Genomic DNA, 20,634 nt, shown 5'->3' on the forward strand with positions numbered 1-20,634 from the left:
GGGGATCCACCGTAACTGTAGGAGCGCCAGTATTGGGTGCATAGCATCGGAACACGGCACAGTTACCCGTTAGGTTCGGACCGTTCTCCCCAGGGAGCCAGCCGAGGTTGGTCGTGCACAGCTGCGCTTTCGCTTCCGAACACACCTCGAAACCCGCGAGGACCAAGACGACGAACAGTCTTCGAGTGCTTCGGAATCCCAACTTCAGCTTGGCAATACGGGGTCGCACCGCTTCCATGGCATCTCCCTTCCCGGGTCGGAATCCTGCGCCTAGCAACTACACGCGTCCTGTGCAGCCAAGGCTTCATTCCTGGCTCCTCCTCCACCGCTCACCTTCTCCCCGTAGGTACTACTAGCGGTTCAGGAATCGGATCGCAGCTCCTCGCGTTCATGTCTTCGCATGCCACTCGGATTCACTAAATACTTATACGGCACCGATCGTCGCCGTGTTGTGGAATTCCGACTTCTGTAGTGTGAAGGTCCATTCGGGGTGTGCCAGCATCGCCACTCCCTCGCTCGCAAGTGGGCCCGGCCCGCCGCCGCCCTGACCCAAGCGAGAGCCTCCGCGACGGACCAACGGCCAGTCGGCAGAACTGTCGCCACGAGCCGGCAGAGACCTATCCCGCTTGCGAGGTAATGGCGCGAACCTGAGAACCTGACTCGTGACCAGCTCGCCCGCGTGCTCAGCGAAACGGCCCGATCCGCAGACCGGGCCGTCGTCGAGACTCGAGCGATTCCGGCCGCCGGCGTTGCACCGGCGGCCGGTTGAGGCAGGTTACTCGCTGCGCCGCAGCTCGAGGGTCGCCGGCGTCGCGCTGGTCGCGAAGCCGTCGACCCACAGGGCGAGGCGTCCGTCGATGGCGAGGGCGACGTGCCCTGCGCTGCCGGCGGTCCAGTCGAAGCGGAGCTGGCTGCCGCTCGCGGCCACCCACGCCGACGAGCCACCGCCCACCACTTCGAGACTCAGCTCGACCGCCGCGTTGGCGTCCGTGCGACGAGCGACCAGGCGGAACATCGCCTGACCGCCCTCACCGGCCACCTCGGCGATCGCGCTCGATTCGAACGCGAAGCCCGGCAGTCCGGCGAGGTCATACCCGGCCTCGATCGTGCTGCCGCTGACACTCAGCACCTGGTAGGCGTGGAAGAGCGTCTGCGCCCCGCCCCACCGCGAGGTGTTGCCCGTCTCGAAGCCGTCCGAGAAGAGCGCCGTCCCCGGAATCACGTCCTCGTCCGTCGCGCTGTTGTTGCTCGGCGTCGGATCCGTCACTCCGCTGCCCGTCGCCACCGTCGCCGTGTTGCGGATCGAGCCCGTGGCGTTGACGGCGACCGTGCAGACCGAGGTGTAGGTCACGCTCGCGCCCGACGGCAGGTTGACCGTGTCGTTGATGTTGGTGCTGAACGGTCCGGCGGTGCAGGTGCCGCCGCCGGAGCCACTGCAGGTCGTCGAGCAGGTGAGACTCGACGGGAACGTGTCGGTAACCACCGAGCTCGGCGCGTTGCTGGGCCCGGCGTTGCTCGCGACGATCGTGTAGGTCACCGAGCCGCCCGCCGTCGCCGTGGTCACCCCGTCCGTCTTGGTGATCCCCAGGTTCGCCGAAGCGCCGAGGGTGTCGGTGTCGGTCGCCGAGTTGTTCCCCGGCGTCGGGTCGGTCGCGCCGCCACCCACCGTCGCCGTCGCCGTGTTGGCCAACGTGCCGGTGGCATTCGCCGCGATGTTACAGGTGGCGGTGTAGACCGCCGAGCCGCCGACCGGAACGCTGGCGGCGTCGTTGAGGTTGCCGCTCACCGGGCCGGCTGCACAGCTCGCACCACCCGACGCCACGCAGGTCGTCGAGCAACCCGACAGCGTCGCGGCGAAGGTATCCGCCACCGTGACGCTCGAGGCCGCGCTCGGACCGGCGTTGCTCACCGTGATCGTGTACGTCACCGGCGTGCCCGGCACCTCGCTCGCCGAGCCGTCCGTCTTGGTGATCGAGACGTCCGCCGAAGCGTTCAGGGTGTCGGTGTCCGTCGCCGAGTTGTTGCCCGGCGTCGGGTCGGTGGCGCCACCGCCCACCGTCGCCGTCGCCGTGTTGGCCAACGTGCCGGTGGCGTTCGACGCGATGTTGCAGGTCGCGGTGTAGGTCGCCGAACCGCCGACCGGGAGGTTGGCGGTGTCGTTGAGGTTGCCGCTCACCGGACCGGCGGCGCAGGTTGCTCCGCCGGACCCGATGCAGGTCGTCGAGCAGCCCGAGAGCGTTCCGGCGAAGGTGTCCGCCACCGTCACGCTCGAGGCTGCGCTCGGACCGGCGTTCGACGCGACGATCGTGTAGGTCACCGGCGTGCCGGGGACCTCCGTCGCCGAGCCGTCCGTCTTGGTGATCGACACGTCGGCCGAGCCGTTCAGGGTGTCGGTGTCGGTCGCCGTGTTGTTGCCCGGGTTCGGATCGGTGACCGAGCCGCCCACCGTCGCCGTCGCCGTGTTGACGAGGGTGCCGGAGGCACTGCTGGCGATGTTGCAGGTGGCGGTGTAGGTCACCGAGCCGCCCGACGGCAGGTTCGCCGAGTCGTTGAGGTTGCCGCTCACCGGACCGGCGGTGCAGGTCGCTCCGCCGGACCCGATGCAGGTCGTCGAACAGCCCGAGAGCGTCCCGGCGAAGGTGTCAGCGATCGTCACGCTCGGCGCCGGGCTCGGGCCGGCGTTCGTCGCCGTGATGGTGTACGTCACCGGCGTTCCCGGCACTTCCGTCGCCGAGCCGTCGGTCTTGGTGATGCTGACGTCGGCCACCGCACCGAGTCCGTCGATGTCGGTCGCCGAGTTGTCGGAGAGGTTCGGATCCGAGAGGCTCCCGGTGACCGTCGCCGTGTTCGACAGCGAGCCGCTCGCACTGCCGCTGATGTTGCAGGTTGCCGTGTAGGTGACGCTCGCCCCCACCGGCAGGTTCAGCGTGTCGGCGATGTTGCCGGCGCCCGCCGCCGTGTTTCCCGTCGCACCACCCGCCGCCGCGCTGGTGTAGCTCACGCTCGTACAGGCCACCGGGAAGGTGTCAGCCACGGCCGCCGCCGGTTCCGCGATCGGGCCGGCGTTGCCCACGGTGATCGTGTAGGTCACCGAGCCACCCGGCGTCGCCGAGGTGACGCCGTCCGTCTTGGTGATCGAGAGATCGGCGAGGACGACGATCGAGTCCGTGTCGGTCGCCGAGTTGTTGCCCGGCGTGGGATCGGTGATCCCGGCCGGAGCTGCCACGGTGGCGGTGTTGGCGAGCGACCCGGTTGCCGACGGGCTCACCGCGCACGCCGCGGTGTAGACGACGCTGTCGCCGACGGGGATGTTCACCGTGTCACTGATGTTGCCGCTGCCGGACGCCGTGCAGGTCGCCCCGCCGGACGGCGTGCAGGTCCAGTTCACGCTGGTACAAGCCGCCGGGAAGGTATCGGTCACCAACGAGCCCGAAGCCGCGCTCGGTCCGGCGTTCGAAGCGGTGATCGTGTAGGTGGCCGTGCCGCCCTGCACCACCGAGGTCACGCCGTCGGTCTTGGTGATCGACAGGTCGGCGTTCTGGACGATTTCGTCGGCACCGATGTCGGGCGCGGACGCCGGACGCGGGTCGCCGTCGATGTCGTCGGTGACCGACGCGAGGGCCGTACCGGCCTGAAGCATCGGGCTCGTCAGCTGGAGATGAAGATCGGTGGGCGAGGTGAAGAGCGGATCCACGGTCAGGGAGTTCGCGTCCTTCCCGGTCGTGGTCTGCCAATCTCCGAGAGCCGTCAGCTCCGTGCCGCTTCCCTGTGAGAGGCTGCCGACCTTACCCACCTTGAACGTGCCACCGCCGGCGGTCACGAACAGGTCGTTGTAGTTGGAGGTCAGGTTCGCGTAAGTGGACGAGGCAGTGCCGATCGCGAAGCTGACACCCGTGCCGTTGGCCATGGTGTTGTAGAACACGTTGTCCCGGACGTCGACGACCGGGTCGGTTCCTCCGATCGCCAGGCCATAGTTCGGATAGGAGCCCCCCGTGAGCGTCCCGGTCATCGACACCGAGTTGGCGTAGACGCGAGTGGTGGATCCGGCACCTCCTCCGAGGAAGATGCCCGCACCGAAGTCGCCTGACGTTCCGTTCGCACCAACACCGTAGATGAAGTTGTTGGCGATCAAGCTCGTGCCGGAAGTGGCGGACACCAAGCTGATTCCCACCGCGGAGAACGTGCCGGTGTTGGTCACCTTCCCGATCACGTTCTTCGTCACCGTCGCATTCGTGACCTCGTTGCCGGTGAAACTCGTGGTCGAGATCGAAGACAAGCCCAGCGCAATTCCGAAGACGTCCGGTGAGCTGCTCTGCGTGATCCCATCGATCGCGTTCCGCGTCACCTGCACACCGTCTTCGAACCCGAGCCAGATTCCGCCCTTGCTCACGTTGTCGGGTGAGACCGTGGTCATCACGTTCTGGGTGATCACCGTCCCGGTGTTCTTGGCCGCGGCGCTGGCGCCCTGCGAGTAGATGCCGTACTGCACCTTGCTGATGCTGTTGTTCTGGATCGTGTTGCTGTTGTTGCCGGTGCCGAGGCTGGAAGTGCCCACGGTCGAGCCACCCGAACCGATACCGATCGCCGTCGTGGTGTTGCTATTTCCCACCACGTTCAGGTTCTTGATCGTGTTGTTCGTGGCACCATCCGAGCCGTTGCTCTGGAGCCAGATCACCGCAGAGGTCGAGCCGGTGTTGGACTCGGTGATGGTCAGGCTGCGGTCCGTCCCGGTGCCGCCGATCGAACCGTCGAGGGTCACCCGGTCGGCGCCGTTGAGACGGATGAACCCGCCGGTCGGTGCCGTCGTGCTGGTGATCGCCCGCGGCGCTCCGACCGGGTAGATCTTGACCGTGAAGTTGCTGCCGACCGGCTCCTCGGCGAGCGCATTGAGCGCCACCGAGCCGTCCTCGCCGACGATCAGGTCACCGCCGATCTCGATGGTGATGTTGCCGGTGGCCACGTTCGTGTTGATCGCGTTGAAGATGCCGGTCGCACCCGTGAGCGTGGTGAAATCGCATCCCGAGGCACAGACCGTCTTGTTGCCGGTGAGCGCCACGGCGATCAGGTAGCTGTTCGGCGTCGTAGGCGGAGTCGCCGCGGCCGGCGGGCTCGCCGTGAATCCGGCAGCCCCGGTCAGCGGGTTCGTCGTTACGTTGGCCGGGGTGTCCTGCGCCGCCACGTAATACTGAACCGTGTCGCCCGTCACCACACCACCGATCAGGGCGTAGTTGAAGGTGCAGTCGTAGGAGCTTCCGCTCACGAAGGCACACTGGCTGGCCGAGTAGGCGCCAGACAAGCCCTTGCGGAAGTAGAGAACCGGCAGCCCGGCACCGGCGGTGGGCACGCCGGAGCTGTCGGTCACCAGGATCGACAGCAGCCGGTTCGCCGTACTGGTCGTGTTGCCGAGGGTGGCGTAGGTGATCACCGGCGGCGCCGTGTCCGCGGCTGCCTCGTACGCGCCGAGGGTGGGCGCCGTGACGCTGCGGGTCGCCCCAGTGATGTCGATCGTCACCGCAACCGGGGTTCCGGCGTTGAGCAGCGGCGAGCCGAGCTGCGGCTGCAGGACGGTCGACGAGTTGAACAGCGGATCGACCGAGATCGAATTGGCGTCCTTGCCCACGGTCGACTGCCAGGCTGCGAGGGTCGCTACGTCGACAACAATGCTGCTTAGGCTTCCGGCCATCGCGAAGTGCGACGATCCGCCGCTGGTGAAGAGGTCGTTGTAGTTGCTCGTGATGTTGTTGAACGGGGCCGTCGAGCTTAGGCCGATCGCGTAGCTGCCCGCGTTGCCGCCCGCGCCGCCGGTGCCGGCCGTCGAGATGTTGTAGAGCGCGTTGTTGCGGATGTCGACCTTGGGATTCGCACCCAGGACGGCCAGTGCGAATGCCGGCTGGTTGGTCGCCCCACCCGTATCGCGGTTGCCGACCATCGAGACGGAGTTGTAGTAGACCTGTGTCGTGGCATAGGCGGTCCCCGCATTCCCCACGTAGATGCCCACGCAGAAGTCGCCGGTGGTCCCGTTGCTCACCACGCCGTAGACCGAATTGTTCGCGATCAGGCTGGTGCCGTAGTTGTTCGTGCCCAGCGAGATTCCGGCCGCCGAGTAGGTGGCGGTCTGAGTGACCGAGCCGACGATGTTGCCCGTCACGACAGCGTTCGCGACGTCGTCGTTGGTGCTGAATGCCGAGTTGGAAATCGCGATGGTACCCAGCGCGATACCGAAGACGTCGGAAGACGACAGGCTGGACGTGACGCCGTTGACCGTGTTGTTCGTCACCTGCACGCCGTCGTCGAAGCCGACGTAGATTCCTGCCCGACCCAGTGCGAGCGCTCCCGCACCGCCGAGCGTGTTGCCCGTGATCACCGTGCCGACGTTCTTGGTCGCGCTGCTCGCGCCCTGGGAATACACACCGAACTGCAGCGACGTAATCGCGTTGTTCTGGACGCGATTGTTGTCATTGCGCGAGCCGAGGCTGGCGCTGCCGATGGTGCTGCTGCCGAAGCCGATTCCCACCAACGTCGTCGTCGGGGCATTGCCGGCGATGTTCAGGTTCTTGATCGTGTTGTTGGTCGCCGGATCGTTGGTCCCGACCGTCTGCCCCCAAATGACGGCGCTCGACGTGCCGGTGTTCGTGTTCTGCAGGCTCATGTTCCGGCTGCTGCCGCCCACGCTGTTCGAGCCGTCGATCGTCACGTAGTCGGCGCCGTTGAGGATGATCAGGGCGGTGGTCGCCGAGCCGACGAAGGTGGGAGTCGCTCCCACGCCCGGCTTGATGGTCAGGGTGTTGGCCGCGCTGGCCCCGCCGTTGGGGTTGATCTGGATCGGGTAGGTCTCCGCGGCGTAGGTGTTGTCCGTCAGCGTGAAGGTGACCGCGCACGTCATGAGGCTGCTATTGAGCGCCGCCACGGCCGCCGTCAGGGTCGGATAGGCACCGCCGCTACCGACCGTGAAGTTCCCGCACAGCGTCGAGGATCCGGTCAAGGTGCCGACGACGAAGAAGTCGAGCGCGGTGACGGTGGTGGTGCTGGGGCCAATAGTCGGGGCCGTGACCGCACCGCCGATGCTGTTGTAGGCCCCGGCCAGGGTGGCGGATTGGCCGATGGCGTTGACGGCCGGCGTGCCCTGCTCCGTCAGGCGCACCGTAGCGTTGGTGAAGTTCGCCGCGCCCGCGGTCAGGGTCGCGGACCAGTACCGGTTGGTATTTATGCTGGTGAAACCCGTGCCCGCAGTGCCGCCTGGGTTGGCGTCGAAGACCTCGACCTGCACGACCGCCGTGCCACCGGCGTTCGTCGTCGGGTTCACCAGCTCGAGCATCTTGAAGCTGCTCTTGCCCACCGGGAAGGTGTAGGTCGCGGCGGCGGCGAGGCTGGCGGGGAGCGTACGCGCCAGCGGGCCGTTGACGTAGGTCAGCGCCGACCCACCAGAGAGCGCGGCCGCAGTGGTGTTGCCCACCGTGAACAGATTGGTCGCGTCGGTGTTTAGGGTTCCACCCTGGAGCAGAAGACAGTTCGTAGCCCCCGTGCAGGTCAAGGCACCGCCGGAGACCGTCACACCCGTCGGATTGGACAGCTGGAAGCTCAGGATGCTGCGCGAGACCGGAACCTCCGGTCCCGTGGTCATCATCGCCGCGGACTGGGCATACACCAGCGTCAGGCCGCCCGAGCCAATGTTGAAGGTCGGTGCCACGTCGAGGCCGCCCGCCGCAAAGGCGATGCCGGTCGCACCTCGCTGGATCACCAGGGCCACGGTGTCGCCTGCCCCGTTCGCAAGCTTGGCGGAATTCGTGACCACCCCGTAGAAGGCGTTGATCCGGTAGATGTTGAGGTTCGACACTCCCGGGTCGAGCGTGACACCCAACGGGCTCTGGACGGAAAACGCCCCGACGCGCACGGCCGCTGTGCCGAATGTCCCGCTGCCCAGATAGGTCTGGGCATACGGCACCCCGACCTGTTGCAGGCCGGCGGCGAAGTTGACGGTTCCGGTGTTATTCGTGTTGACCACGATCGCGCCGTTGTTGATGAGCGACGGGCCGATCATCAAGAGAGTGTTCGCACTCACCGGGGCCGTGTTCGCGAGATTCAGAGTCGTGCCCGGGTTTACCGTAAGGTTGCCCCAGACATTGGCCTGATTGCTCAAACTCGCGGTCTTGTTGTTCGTGGTGTTGTTGATCACCACGTTGGGCATCTGGCCCTGAATGCGGAAGACGAAGTTGGTCGTCGTGGCACCGGTCCCTACATTGAGCGTGCCACCGGTGAAGTTCATCGTGCCGCTCTGGTTGTAGTCGACCGGCGTCCCGTTGGTGCTCGCCTGGACCAGGTTGATCGCGCCCCCGGAGAAGTTGGTCACCACGCCGGTTCCGCCCGTGAATCCGAACGATGGCGTGGTCGCCGCGTTGCCGACCGTGCTCACGTTGACCGTTCCACCCGACTGGGTGTAGGTGATGAAGGTGTTGCCGCTGTTCAACCGACCGGCCACGTTCAGCGTTCCGCCCTCGATGATGAAGAACGCGCCGGTGCCGGCGCCCATCGAGTTGCCGCTCGCGGTACCGACGTTGTAGGTGCCATTGCTCAACCGCAGCAAGCCGTTGTTGGTCGGCGAGGCGGTTTGGCCCGACACCGTGAAGTTCGGGTTGTTGAGCCAGATGCCACCGGTCGTCGGAATGGTGTAGGCCGTAGCGGTGAAGACGCGTCCGGCAAGCGTGAAGGTGCCGGAGACCTTGAAGGTTCCATTGGTCAGCGTCAGGAACGCCATCGGAGCTCCGTCCGAAGTCGTCCCTTGGACCGAGAAGGTCGAGGGGTTGAGCTCGAGGATGTTGGCGAAGGAGGTACCTTTGTTGATGGTCAGCGCCCGAATGTCCGTCGTGGCGCCCGCGCCGCCGAAGGTGCTGTTTCCGGCGCCGGTGAAGGCAATTCCAGCTCCCGCGGTGTTCCCATTGGTGCTGAAGTCGAGCGTACCGTTGTTGACGAGATCGCCGCCGATGCTCAGCTGATGAGAAGTGATCGCTCCGGTGGACGCTGTCTGAAAGGTCCCGCCCACATCTATCGTGACCGTTTGGGCGACGGTGAGAGTTCGCGCTGTCGTGGAATCGAACTCGAGCAAGCCGCCCGACTGGACCGTCACGCTGAGCGCGCTCGCTGCGGAATCGATCGTCACCGAACAGCCGCTCGTCACGGTGACGCTATCGGCGCTCGTGGGGACGCTGCTCGGCGACCACGTGGACGCGGAGCTCCACGGTCCGCCGCCACCTGCACAAGCGATGGCAACCTCGGGCAACCGCCATCGCGAGGGTTCCGGCTTCTCGATGCGCCCGAGAGGGTTCGGGTTCTCCATCAGCGACTGCTCTGGCTGCGCCGAAGCGATGGGCTCCTCATTCGGGAGAATCTGTCCCTGAACCGAGGCACCTCCGAGCAGCGCCAGGGCCAGGGCAATGGGAATCGCGAGAGTCAGGTACGAGACGGAGCGGCGCGGGGATGGACGATTCATCGGGCACTCTCCTTGATAGCCGAACGGCGACGGACGTCGGAAGGGACGCAGCGGGGGGAGAGACGGGGCTCGGAGCGAGCTCCGCAAGACGAGCGATCAGCGAGGTACCCGAGAAGGGAACAAACCTCCGGTCGTCGGCGGCACTCGAACATCGCGGAGCGGCACCTCGCGAGCCAAGTCCGGACTGCCAGTGTTCACGGTTCCCCGGCCACGTGGTGGGCGGCCGTAGGAGAAACCCTGACTTCCAGATCGGGTGGGAGCCTACCCCCGGTCGCCATCAGTGTCCAGACTCTTCTGCTCGTCTTTTCGCACCGTTTCGCACGCGACTTCCCCTGCTGCGCTTGCGACCAAGGAGGAGAGAGGACGCCTCCTGGCGAGTTGTCCAGATCAACCGAGCACGCTCTCGCTCGGCGTTCCCTCGGCGCGCGATTCGCCAGCCGAGGGCGCTGCGAGGCGCCTCGCGAGCTAGACTCGCGCCGTCGCCTGGCCCGCCGCCGCGAGACGCCTTTCTCCTGGAGGTCGAATGGAAGCGCCCGAGAGCAAGTCGCTGCCCGAGAACGCCTACCGCCCCCTCGTTGCCGGCGAGGTGTACCAGCCGATCGTCCCGGCGGGTGTCGTGACGGAGGAGGCCACGGCCCGCTCGGTGGGCTGGGGTCTCTTCCTCTGCGCCCTCTTCACCATCGCCTCCGCCTACTCGGGGCTCAAGGTCGGCCAGGTGATGGAGGCGGCGATCCCGATCTCGATCCTGGCGATCGGCCTCGCACGCATGTACTCGCGGCGCTCGACGCTGCTCGAGAACGTGATCATCACCGGCATCGGCGGCGTCTCCGGTTCGATGGTCGCCGGCGCCGTCTTCACGCTGCCGGCGCTCTACATCCTGAAGCTCGATCCGCATCCGGTACAGACCGCCTTCATCTGCCTGGCCGGCGGCGCCCTCGGCGTGCTCTTCCTCATCCCCCTGCGGCGCTACTTCGTCCGCGAGACCCACGGCCAGTTCCCCTTCCCCGAGGGCACCGCGATCACCGAAGTGCTGGTGACCGGCGAGAAGGGGGGATCGCAGGCCAAGCTCCTCCTCCAGGCGACGGCGATCTCCGGCATCTACGACTTCCTGGTCACCACCTTCCAGGTCTGGCACGAGTTCGTCGACTTCCAGTTCCTGCCGTTCATGCGGTCGCTCTCCGAGAAGGCGAAGGTGGTCGTCAACTTCGACGCCATCTCGTTCATCCTCGGCCTCGGCTACGTGATGGGGCTGCGCTCGTCGATGATCCTCTGCGCCGGCGGCGCGCTCTCGAACTTCGTGCTCGTGCCGCTCATCTGGATGATCGGTCGCCACCTGCCCGAAGCGGTCTACCCGGCGGTGATCCCGATCGCCGACATGGACGCCAACCAGATCTTCCGCGGCTACGTGCGCTTCGTCGGCGTCGGGGCGATCGCCACCGCCGGCATCTTCGGCATCCTCAAGTCGCTGCGCATCGTCGTCGGGTCGTTCGGCATCGCGGCCAAGGCGTTCAAGCACGGCGAAGCCAGCGGCGTCGAGCGCACCGACCGCGACCTGCCGATCCTGGTGATCCTCGGCGGCGTGGTGGCTTCGGCGCTCGCCGCCGGCGTCTTCTTCACCAGCCTCGGCGCCGGTCTCACGGTGGTCGCCGTCGGCCTGCTGCTGACCCTCCTCTTCTCCTTCTTCTTCACCTCGGTGGCCGCCAACGCGATCGCCACCACGGCGCGCAACCCGGTCTCCGGCATGACGATGCTGACGATCATCGTCTCCTCGGTCGTGCTGTTGAAGTTCGGCCTCTCGGGGACGACCGGCATGTTCTTCGTCATGGCGATCGCCGGCATGGTCTGCACGGCGCTCTCGGTCTCCGGGCAGATGATCACCGACCTCAAGACCGGCTACTGGCTCGGCTCGACGCCGGCGGTGCAGCAGCGCGTCAAGTTCCTCGGCATCCTGATCTCGGCGGTTGCCGCGGCCGGGACGATCGTGCTCCTCGCCCGGACCTTCCAGTTCGGCGAGGCCACGCCGGGCGACCTGCGACCGGTGCTCGCCTCGCCCCAGGCGGCGATCATGAAGGCGCTCGTCGAGGGGTTCATGAGCCAGCAGCCGATCGCTTACATCCTCTTCGGCGCCGGGGCGATGATCGCCGTGGTGATGGAGATGCTCGGCGCCCCGGCACTGGTCTTCGCCCTGGGGATGTACCTGCCGCTCGAGCTCAACACACCGGCGCTCGTCGGCGGCTTCCTGGCCCACCGGATCGACAAGCGCTCCCAGGCCACCGGCGGCGAGGCCGGACGATCGATTCGCGAGCGCGGCGTCATCATCGCCTCGGGGTTGATGGCCGGCGGCGCCCTCGGCGGCGTCTTCGGCGCGGCGATGCGGCTCATCCCCTCCTTCAAGGAGTCGTGGATCCACCTGCCCTGGTTCGACAACGTCCCGGTGTCCCAGACGATCTCGGCGGCGCTCTTCCTCGCGCTCTGCCTCTACGTCTGGTTCGGCGCCCTCAAGACCCGCAAGGAGGCGTGAGATGAACGAGCGAAATGATCGGCTCGATCGACTCGAGGCGGCGGTCGCCACCGCCATCCTCGGCCTCGACACCCTGTGGGGCGGCGACGTCACCAACCCCTCGGGCACCGGCCGCTTCATCGCCGACTCCTGGTTCTCCAACGAGCCGCTTCCCGCCGCGCACACGCACCCGACCGCCGTTGCGGTGCGCGCCACGGGCGGTGTCACCGCCGCCGCTCCCGACCTGGCCGCGATCGACGCCTACCTGGCGGTCGTCGACCTCCCGGAGGCGCTCTCGGCGATCGAGAGCGGCGCCGCCGCCACGGCGGGCCTGCGCGGTCGCTACCTTGCCAACCTCGCCCGCTCCTGCGGCGTGATGTGGGACCTCGCCCTCGAACAGCTCGGGCGCGGCGCAGCGGTGCCGTTCGAGCGCGCCGTCGCGGCCTCGTGCGGCGTGCCGCCGTCGCCCTCCGCGCCCGGCGAGAAGGTCGAGAGCCTGCGAGCGCTGCTTTCCCGCGCCGGCTACCACGGCGAACCGCTCGCCGCTGCCGAGGCGTGGCGCGCCACCCGCGGCGTGCCGAAGGGGTCGATCCGCCAACTCGCCGACGCCTTCATCGCCCAGCTCGACGCGCTCTGCGTTCGCCATCTGGTACCGCATCTGCCGGCGCGGCTGCACGGCGTGCCGCGCGCCAACATCGAATTCCTGCCGATCGCCGACGCCTGGTTCTCCGGCTCGATGAACTACCTCGGTCGGGCGCGCACCGCCGACGGCACGCCGCTCTACGAGGCGACCTACGAGATCAACGCGTCGCTCGAGATCTCGGTGCCGGAGTTCGTCCAGCTCGTGTCGCACGAGGTCGTCCCCGGACACGTCACCACCTTCGCCCTGCTGCAGCACCTCTACCACCGCGGCGAGCTCGGCTTCGAGGCGACGGTGCAGACGATGAACACGCAGGGCGCGACGCTCTCCGAGGGCATCGCCAACAACGCCATCCTGATGGCCTACGGCGTCGAGGAGATCGACGCGCTGCCCGACGACGACCTGCGGATCGGCACCCTCCTCGGTCTGCTGCAGGACGACGCGAAGAACCAGGCCGCCTGGCTCACCTACCAGGAGGGCCGACCGCAGCCCGAGGTCGCCTCGGCCCTGCGCCGCGACTTCCTGGTGTCGGAAGAACGCGCCCAGAAGCTCTCCGGGCCCTGGGCGAAGCACCCGCTGATGGGCCGGATGTACCTGCCCTGCTACCGCGCCGGCACCGAGAAGGTCGCGGCGCTGCGGCGGGTGCATCCGCCGGAGCGCTTCCTGCCGGCCGTCTTCGGGGCGCGAGGGCTCGTCGACATCACGACGATCGACGAGGCGCTGGCGGGTTGACCTCGCTCAACGCCTCTCGCTGACTCCCTCGGCCGTGCCCGCCCCCCGTCGTCCCGAACGAGAGTGAGGGACCCGGGCGGTGGGTGGCAGGTGGAACCCGGGACCCTTGCGCCGCCCGCCCACCCAGATCCCTCGCTCTCGCTCGGGAAGACGGGGGGACGAGTCAGCGCGCCGATCGCGGGGCTCGTGTGACCGGGCGCGCGGCCGCGGGCTTCCGGGCACCGCCCTCGGCGATCGGCGCTTCCACGATCCGCCCGGTCACGGGCGACGAGAGCACGATCGACGTCGACGTCGTCCCAAACGGCGTCAGCCGGTCGATCAGCCGCTCGAGGTGCTCGACCGAGGAGACGGCGACCTTCATGATGAACGAGTCGGCACCGGTCGCACGGTGACATTCGAGCACCTCGGGGAGCTCGCGTGAAAGCTGCGTCATCCGGGTCAGGACGTCGCCGACGGCGCTCATCCGCACGACCGCCAGCATCGGCAAGCCGACTTTCGCCAGATCGATCTCGGCACGATAGCCACGGATGACGCCCGCCGCTTCGAGGTTGCGCACCCGCTCGGCAACCGCCGGGGTCGACAGGCCGACCCGCCGCCCGAGCTCGGTGAAGCTCACCCGCCCGTCGAGCTGCAGCTCGCGGAGGATGCGCCAGGAGATCTCGTCGGGGGGCTTCGTAGTTTCTGAGGCCATGGTCGCGATTCTCTTTCGCTTTCAGCGTCGCTTTCGCCATTCAGCCTAACGAATCTTCTTCAATCGGTCGAATCACCCCTCGTAGACTCCTCGAGAACCCGAGGAGCCCTCGCCATGTCCGTCCCGACGCCGATCCACGAGCCGCACAAGATCAAGACCGTCCGCCCGATCGCCTTCCCGACGCTCGAGGAGCGCAAGCGGAATCTCGCCGCGGCGCGTTTCAACACCTTCGAGCTGACGCCGACGCAGGTGACCTTCGACATGGTCTCCTACGGCACCGGCGCGATGTCGCAGGAACAGCTCTCCGGCCAGCTGATCGGCGACGAGGCCTACGCCGGGGCCCGCAACTTCGAGACGCTCGAGCACGTCGTCAACCGCGTGCTCGGCCACACCTACGTCTGCCCCACCCACAACACGCTGGGCGCCGTGAAGCTCCTGCTCAAGACGCTCTGCCCCGCCGGCTCCTCGCTCGCCAGCAACGCACGCGGGCGCGTCGACCTGCATGCGCCGCGCGGTATCGAGATCCACGACGCCCGGGATCATGCCGAGCCCGTCTTCACCGGGAACTTCGACCTCGCCCGGCTCGAGCAGGTGATCCTCGCCTCCCGTCCCGCCTTCATCGGCGCGCAGTGCTTCGCCGACGGCCAGCATCCGTTCAGCCTCGCCAACCTGAAGGCGGTGCGCGCCCTCGCCGACCGCCACGGGCTGCGCCTGGTGCTCGACCTGTCGCGGGTGATCGAGAACGCCTGGTACATCCAGCGCCACGAGCCCGGGATGGCCGACCGCACCGTCGCCGAGCTCACCAAGCTGATCGCCAAGAGCGCCCACATCGTGATGATCGACGGCGCCCAGGATCCCCGCTGCAACACCGGCGGCCTGCTGGCCACCGACAACCCGGCCGATCACGAGGGCTTCGCCAACGAGGTCGTCGTCTACGAGGGGCTCCACACCTACGGCGGCATGGCGGGGCGCACGATGGAGGTGCTCGCCCGCGGCCTCGCCGAGATGACCGACGAGACCGAGGTGCAGTGGGCGATGATGCAGACCGAGCGCTTCACCGCTCGCCTGCGCGAGGCCGGCATCCCGCTCGAGCGCGGCTGCGACGGCGCCTACGTGCGGGCCGACGCCTTCCTGCCGCAGCTTTCCGAGCACCAGCAGCACGCGCTCGCCAGCGCCCTCTACCAGACCTCCGGCGTGCGCGCGCTCGTCAACGGCCTCGTCGGCCGCGACCAGCTGCTCGCCGTGCAGATCCCGCGCCTGGCGATGACCAACGACCAGCTCGACCAGGTCGCCGACGCCGTCGTCCACCTCTTCCGCCAGCGCGATCGCGTCCCGCCGCTCGAGCTCGAGGCCGGCGGCGAGTGGCACGACCAGCTGCGCTTCCGCTCGATCTTCGCCGACCTCGAGGTCTTCGCCTTCGACTGCGCGCCCTACCTCGTCCACACCCTCGAGCCGATCGCCCGCACCGATCGCGGCCAGCGCGAACGGGCGATCCGCGAGGCGGGCTGGAACACCTTCCTGCTGCGCTCGGCCGACGTCGCCATCGATCTGCTCACCGACTCCGGCACGACGGCGATGAGCACCACGCAGTGGGCCGCCTACGACGCGGCGCTGCCCACCCCGGCGACCAGCGAGGCGTACCACCGCTTCGTCGAGGCGGTGCGCGAGATCTACGGCTACCAGTTCCCGCTGCCGACCCACCAGGGTCGCGCCGCCGAGCAGATCCTCTCCGAGGTGCTGATCCAGCCCGGGCAGATCGTCCCCGGCAACATGTACTTCACCACCACCAAGGTGCACCAGGAGCTCGCCGGCGGCCGGTTCGTCGACGTGATCGTCGACGAGGCGCACGACCCGCAGAGCCCCTATCCGTGGAAGGGCGACATCGACCTCGCCAAGCTCGAGAAGGTGGTGGCCGAGCACGGCGCCGCGGCGATCGCCTACATCTCCTTCGAACACTCGGTGAACCTCGCCGGCGGCCAGCCGGTGTCGATGGACAACCTGCGCGCCGTCTACGCCTGGTGCAGCTCGCGCGGCATCCCGGTGATGTTCGACGCCACTCGCGCGGTGGAGAACGCCTACCTCATCCAGAAGCACGACCCGCGCTTCCACCAGACGAAGGTGCGCGACATCCTGCGCGAGATGATGCTCTACGGCGACGGCTGCACGGTCTCCGGCAAGAAGGACTACCTGATCAACATCGGCGGCCTGCTCGCCTTCAAGGACAACGCCGCCTGGGCGCGCGCCGCCGAGGCCAAGCTGCGGATCTACGAGGGCGGCGTGCACGACGGCGGACTGCCCGCCGGCGACCTCGCGGCGATGGCACGCGGCCTCGAGGAGATGGTCGACGACCGCTACATCCGCTCGCGCGTCGAGCAGACGGCACGCCTCGCTACCTGGCTCAAGGCCGCCGGCGTCCCGGTGGTCGAGCCGACCGGCACGCACGCGGTCTTCCTCGACGTCAAGCGCTTCCTGCCGCACGTCGACCAGGACCTCTACCCGGCGCAGCGCCTCGCCGCCGAGCTCTACGTCGAGACCGGGGTGCGGGCGATGGAGCGCGGCAACGTCTCCAAGGGCCGCAACGCCGAGACCGGCGAGAACTACCGCCCGGCGCTCGAGCTGGTGCGGCTGACCATCCCGCGCCGTGTCTACTCCGACGACCACCTGCGCGCCGTCGCCGACGGCATCGTCCGGCTCTACCAGCGGCGCGACTCGATCGGCGGGTTGAAGTTCGTCTACGAGCCGCCGACCCTGCGTTTCTTCCAGGGGCGCTTCGCTCCGGCGGAGTGACGGTCGGGAGGTCCGGATGCCTCGCCTCGCCCACGCCCGCCGCGCGGTGGTCGCGCTCGGCGGCAACGCCATCACCCGTCCCGGGGAGGAGGGGACGGTCGAGCAGGACTACGCCAACCTCGAGACGAGCCTCGAGTCGGTCGTCGAGCTGCTCGAGCGCGGCTACGAGGTCTTGCTGACCCACGGCAACGGACCCCAGGTCGGCAACCAGATGATCCGCGTCGAGTGTTCGCGCGGGAAGGCGCCGATGCTGCCGCTCGACGTCATGGTCGCCGACCTGCAGGGCGGCCTCGGCTACATGATCGAGCGCGTGCTGCGCAGCAAGCTGCGCCGGCGCGGCCTGCGCTGGGGCGTCTGCTGCCTGCTGGCGATGGTCGAGGTCAGCGCCGAGGACCCCGCGCTCGGCGAGCCGACGAAGTACGTCGGGCCGTTCTACCGCGCCGACGAGGTCGAGGCGCTGCGGCGCGAGCACGGCTGGCGCATCAAGGAGGATCCGGGTCGCGGCTTCCGCCGCGTCGTCCCCTCGCCCGAGCCGATCGGCATCGTCGAGAGCCGCGAGATCCGGGCGCTGCTCGAAGGCGGCACGCTGGTGATCAGCGCTGGCGGCGGCGGCATCCCGGTGGCGCGCGACGCCTCGGGCGAGCTCCTCGGCGTCGAAGGGGTCGTCGACAAGGACCTCGCCTCGGCGGTGCTGGCGCTGGCCGTCGGCGCCCCGGAGCTCTTCATCCTGACCGGGGTCGAGCGCGTGATGCTCGACTACGGCACCCCCGAGGCTCGCGAGCTCGCCACCGTGTCGGTGCGCGACGCCCGGCGCTACCTGGCCGAGGGGCAGTTCCCCGCCGGCTCGATGGGGCCGAAGATCGAGGCCGCCTGTCGCTTCGTCGAAGGGGGCGGCAGTCGCGTGCTGATCACCCACATCGACCGGCTGCACGACGCGCTCGAGGGCAAGACCGGCACCTGGATCTGCGCCTGAGGGGAAGCCGGGACAAACACTTCAAGACCTGACCTTCCCCCCTGCGTCGTCCCGAACGAGAGTGAGGGACCCGGGCGGGGGGTGGCCGGTAGAACCCAGGAACCTCGCGCCGCCCGCCCACCCAGCTTCCTCGCTCTCGTTCGGGAGGACGCGGGAGGAGAAAGCGGGACAGCCACCAACTCGTGCCTAGCGGGCTTCCGTGCCTGTCCCCACGTCCTCGAGGCTGGCGGCGAGGGCGTCCTCGGCCGCCCCTTCGGCGCGCCGGGCCAGGATCATCGCCTTCATCTCGGGCCGCAGGCGCGGCAGGCGGCTGGCGAAGAACGCTGCCCAGGTCATGCAGAGCACGCCGCAGACGGTGACCGTGAGCGGCGCACCGATGCGGTCGGCGGCAGCGCCGGCGACGAGCGCGCCGAACGGTGCCATGCCCATGAACATCATCGAGTAGACCGCCATCACCCGTCCCCGCATCGCGTCGGGCACCATCGATTGGATCAGCGTGTTCGACGAGGCCATCGCGGTCATCATCGAGAAACCCACCGGGACCAGCAGCAGCATCGACAGCGGCACCGCACGCGAGAACGAGAAGAGCACCAGGCTGGCGCCGAAGCCCGCGGCGGCGATTGCCAGGCCGAGGCTCAGCCCCTTCATGCCGCGGCGCGCCGCCAGCGTCAAGGCGCCGGCGAGCGCCCCGACGCCCGAGGAGGACATGAGCAAGCCGAGCGTGCCGGGGCCGCCGTGCAACACGCGGTCGGCGAAGACCGGCATCAGCACGGCATACGGCATGCCGGTGAGGCTGACCATGCCGAGCATCAGCAGGAGCGCACGGATCGGCGGCGTGCGCGCGACGAAGGCGAAGCCTTCGAGCACGCTCGCCAGAGCCGAGGTCGTCGGGGGACGCAGCGACGACGGCGCCAGCCGCATCGCCAGCAGCCCGGCGAGCACCGCGAGGTAGCTCACGGCGTTGCCGAGGAAGCACCAGCCCTCCCCCACCGCCGCCACCAACACCCCGGCGATCGCCGGTCCGACGATGCGGGCGCCGTTGAACATCGACGAGTTCAGCGCGATGGCGTTGCCAAGATCCTCGCGTCCGACCATCTCGGGCACGAAGGCCTGGCGCGCCGGGATGTCGAACGCGTTGACCAGGCCGAGCGACGAGGCGAGGACGAAGACCTCCCAGACGGCGATCCGCCCGGAGAGGGTGAGCCCGGCCAGGACGAAGGCGAGCACCATCGAGGCGCTCTGGGTCGTCAGCAGGATGCGGTGCCGGCGGTGGCGATCGGCGATCGCGCCGCCGAGCGGCGCCACCAGGAAGACCGGAATCTGCCCGGCGAAGCCGACCAGCCCGAGCAGTACCGCCGATCCGGTCAGCCGATAGACCAGCCAGGACTGGGCCACCGACTGCATCCAGGTGCCGACGAGCGAGAAGAACTGTCCCGCGAAGAAGAGGCGGTAGTTGCGATGGCGGAGCGCGCGAAACGCCGCAGGCGCGGTCACAGCGCGAAGAAGATGGCGTGTTGCAGCACGCCGACGACGAAGCCGACCACCGAGCCGAGGGCGAGCAGCGTCACCTCGTCCTCCTTGAAGCAGGGACGCAGCAGATCCTGGAACTCCTCCGGCGGCATCCGCTCCATCCGCTCGCGCAGCATCCGTTCGACCACCTCGGCGCGCCCTTCGTTGAAGCGCTCGTCCTCGAACGGATCAGCGGAGATGGCGAGCGCCTTGTTGCCGAGCTTCTCGTGGATCCGCTCGACCCCGTCGGCACCGACGGCGATCTTGGCCATCGGGCCGACCGCCTCGACCGCCTCGTCGACCAGCGGCTTGAGGTGCCGGCGGATGAGCTCCTGCGCCCGGTCGGAGCGCGGTCCGGTGAGCATCGACCGCATCAGCGCGCGGATGGTGAGGATCTCGCGCGTCACCAGGTGGCACCAGATCGCCGCCACCTCCTTCTGGCGCTTGAGGAAGAGCCCCTGGACCTTCCACGGCCCGACCTGGACCGGGTGGAGGGGCCGGAAGACCAGGTTGAGCGCCAGGTAGTTCGTCAGCCAGCCGTGAACGAGGCCGGCCGCGGCGAGGGTCCACGCCGCCGGGTAGAGGATCCACCAGAGGAGCTGCAGCAGGCCGAAGAGGAAGCCGAAGTAGTAGCCGCAGTCGATCAACAGCTTGAACTCGGCCTTGCCGCTGTCGATGAAGAGCCGGTTGAGCAGCGCCTTGTCGGTCTTCAGCCGCGTCACCACCATGTGCTCGAAGTCGAGCAGGTCCTCGACGTGGTTGCCGACGTCGGCGATCACCTCGCGCACCAGGACCGGCATGCGCTCGCGCACGGCGGCATAGACCTGGCGCCGCATCATCTGCGGGGCCGACTCCCAGAGTCTCCCGTGGCTCGAGGTCATCACGTCGTCGGCGTAGTGGGCGACGCGCGGTGCGAGGACGCTCTCGATGTGCCGGGCGATGACCTCCGGCTCCATCTCCTGGAAGAGCTCGGGGAGGGAGCCCAGCCGGTACATCGTCGTGTTGACGAAGGTGGAGGCCATCTTCTCCGCCTTCTTCGGGATGATCCCCTGCCAGCCCAGGTAGGGCGGGATCCCCCAGAAGGTCAGCGGATGAAAGGTCATCTTGATGGCGATCCAGTTGGTCAGATAGCCGACCACCGCCGCCACCAGCGGGAGGCTCAGGTATTGCCAGAAGGTGACGCTGCCGAGCAGCGGCAGCTCGAGCAGACGTTCGACGACGGGGATCTCGACGAGGCGATCGAACACGGAGGAACGAAACTACCATCAATCGCGCCGCCGGCGGCCGCGCGAGGCGTCGCGGATGACCGCGGAAGGGC

The 20,634-nt window shown here is 68.2% G+C and carries 8 protein-coding genes; 4 read left to right on the forward strand and 4 right to left on the reverse strand.

What is annotated here, in order from left to right; genetic code table 11:
* Window positions 1-775 precede the first annotated feature (775 nt).
* A complete protein-coding gene (locus IPJ17_16380; protein ID QQR73046.1) occupies window positions 776-9,484 on the reverse strand; it encodes a DUF11 domain-containing protein in 8,709 nt (2,902 codons plus the stop codon).
* 523 nt (window positions 9,485-10,007) lie between these two features.
* Here IPJ17_16380 and IPJ17_16385 point away from each other — a divergent pair.
* Both IPJ17_16385 and IPJ17_16390 read left to right on the forward strand, forming a co-directional pair.
* Entirely contained in the window at window positions 10,008-12,005 is a 1,998-nt protein-coding gene (locus IPJ17_16385) for an oligopeptide transporter, OPT family (GenBank protein ID QQR73047.1), read from the forward strand.
* A gap of 1 nt (window position 12,006) precedes the next feature.
* Window positions 12,007-13,356 carry a hypothetical protein gene (locus IPJ17_16390; protein ID QQR73048.1) on the forward strand — a complete coding sequence of 450 codons (1,350 nt, stop codon included), beginning with the start codon at window positions 12,007-12,009 and terminating at the stop codon, window positions 13,354-13,356.
* Window positions 13,357-13,519: 163 nt separating this feature from the next.
* Here the strand turns inward: IPJ17_16390 and IPJ17_16395 are convergent, their stop codons facing one another.
* Window positions 13,520-14,047, reverse strand: a complete 528-nt coding sequence (locus tag IPJ17_16395; protein QQR73049.1) for an Lrp/AsnC family transcriptional regulator — start codon at window positions 14,045-14,047, stop codon at window positions 13,520-13,522.
* A gap of 114 nt (window positions 14,048-14,161) precedes the next feature.
* Between IPJ17_16395 and IPJ17_16400 the strand changes: the two genes are divergently transcribed.
* Together IPJ17_16400 and IPJ17_16405 are read left to right on the forward strand one after the other, a co-directional pair.
* Complete coding sequence (locus tag IPJ17_16400) at window positions 14,162-16,834, forward strand: tryptophanase (protein ID QQR73050.1); 2,673 nt, start codon at window positions 14,162-14,164, stop codon at window positions 16,832-16,834.
* A gap of 16 nt (window positions 16,835-16,850) precedes the next feature.
* A complete protein-coding gene (locus IPJ17_16405) occupies window positions 16,851-17,807 on the forward strand; it encodes a carbamate kinase (GenBank protein ID QQR73051.1) in 957 nt (318 codons plus the stop codon).
* A gap of 186 nt (window positions 17,808-17,993) precedes the next feature.
* Here the strand turns inward: IPJ17_16405 and IPJ17_16410 are convergent, their stop codons facing one another.
* Window positions 17,994-19,301, reverse strand: a complete 1,308-nt coding sequence (locus IPJ17_16410; protein QQR73052.1) for an MFS transporter — start codon at window positions 19,299-19,301, stop codon at window positions 17,994-17,996.
* Complete coding sequence (locus IPJ17_16415) at window positions 19,298-20,419, reverse strand: hypothetical protein (protein QQR76204.1); 1,122 nt, start codon at window positions 20,417-20,419, stop codon at window positions 19,298-19,300. The genes IPJ17_16410 and IPJ17_16415 overlap by 4 nt, the downstream gene beginning before the upstream one ends.
* Window positions 20,420-20,634 lie beyond the last annotated feature (215 nt).

The organism is Holophagales bacterium (genome assembly GCA_016699405.1).
GTDB lineage: Bacteria > Acidobacteriota > Thermoanaerobaculia > Multivoradales > JAGPDF01 > JAAYLR01.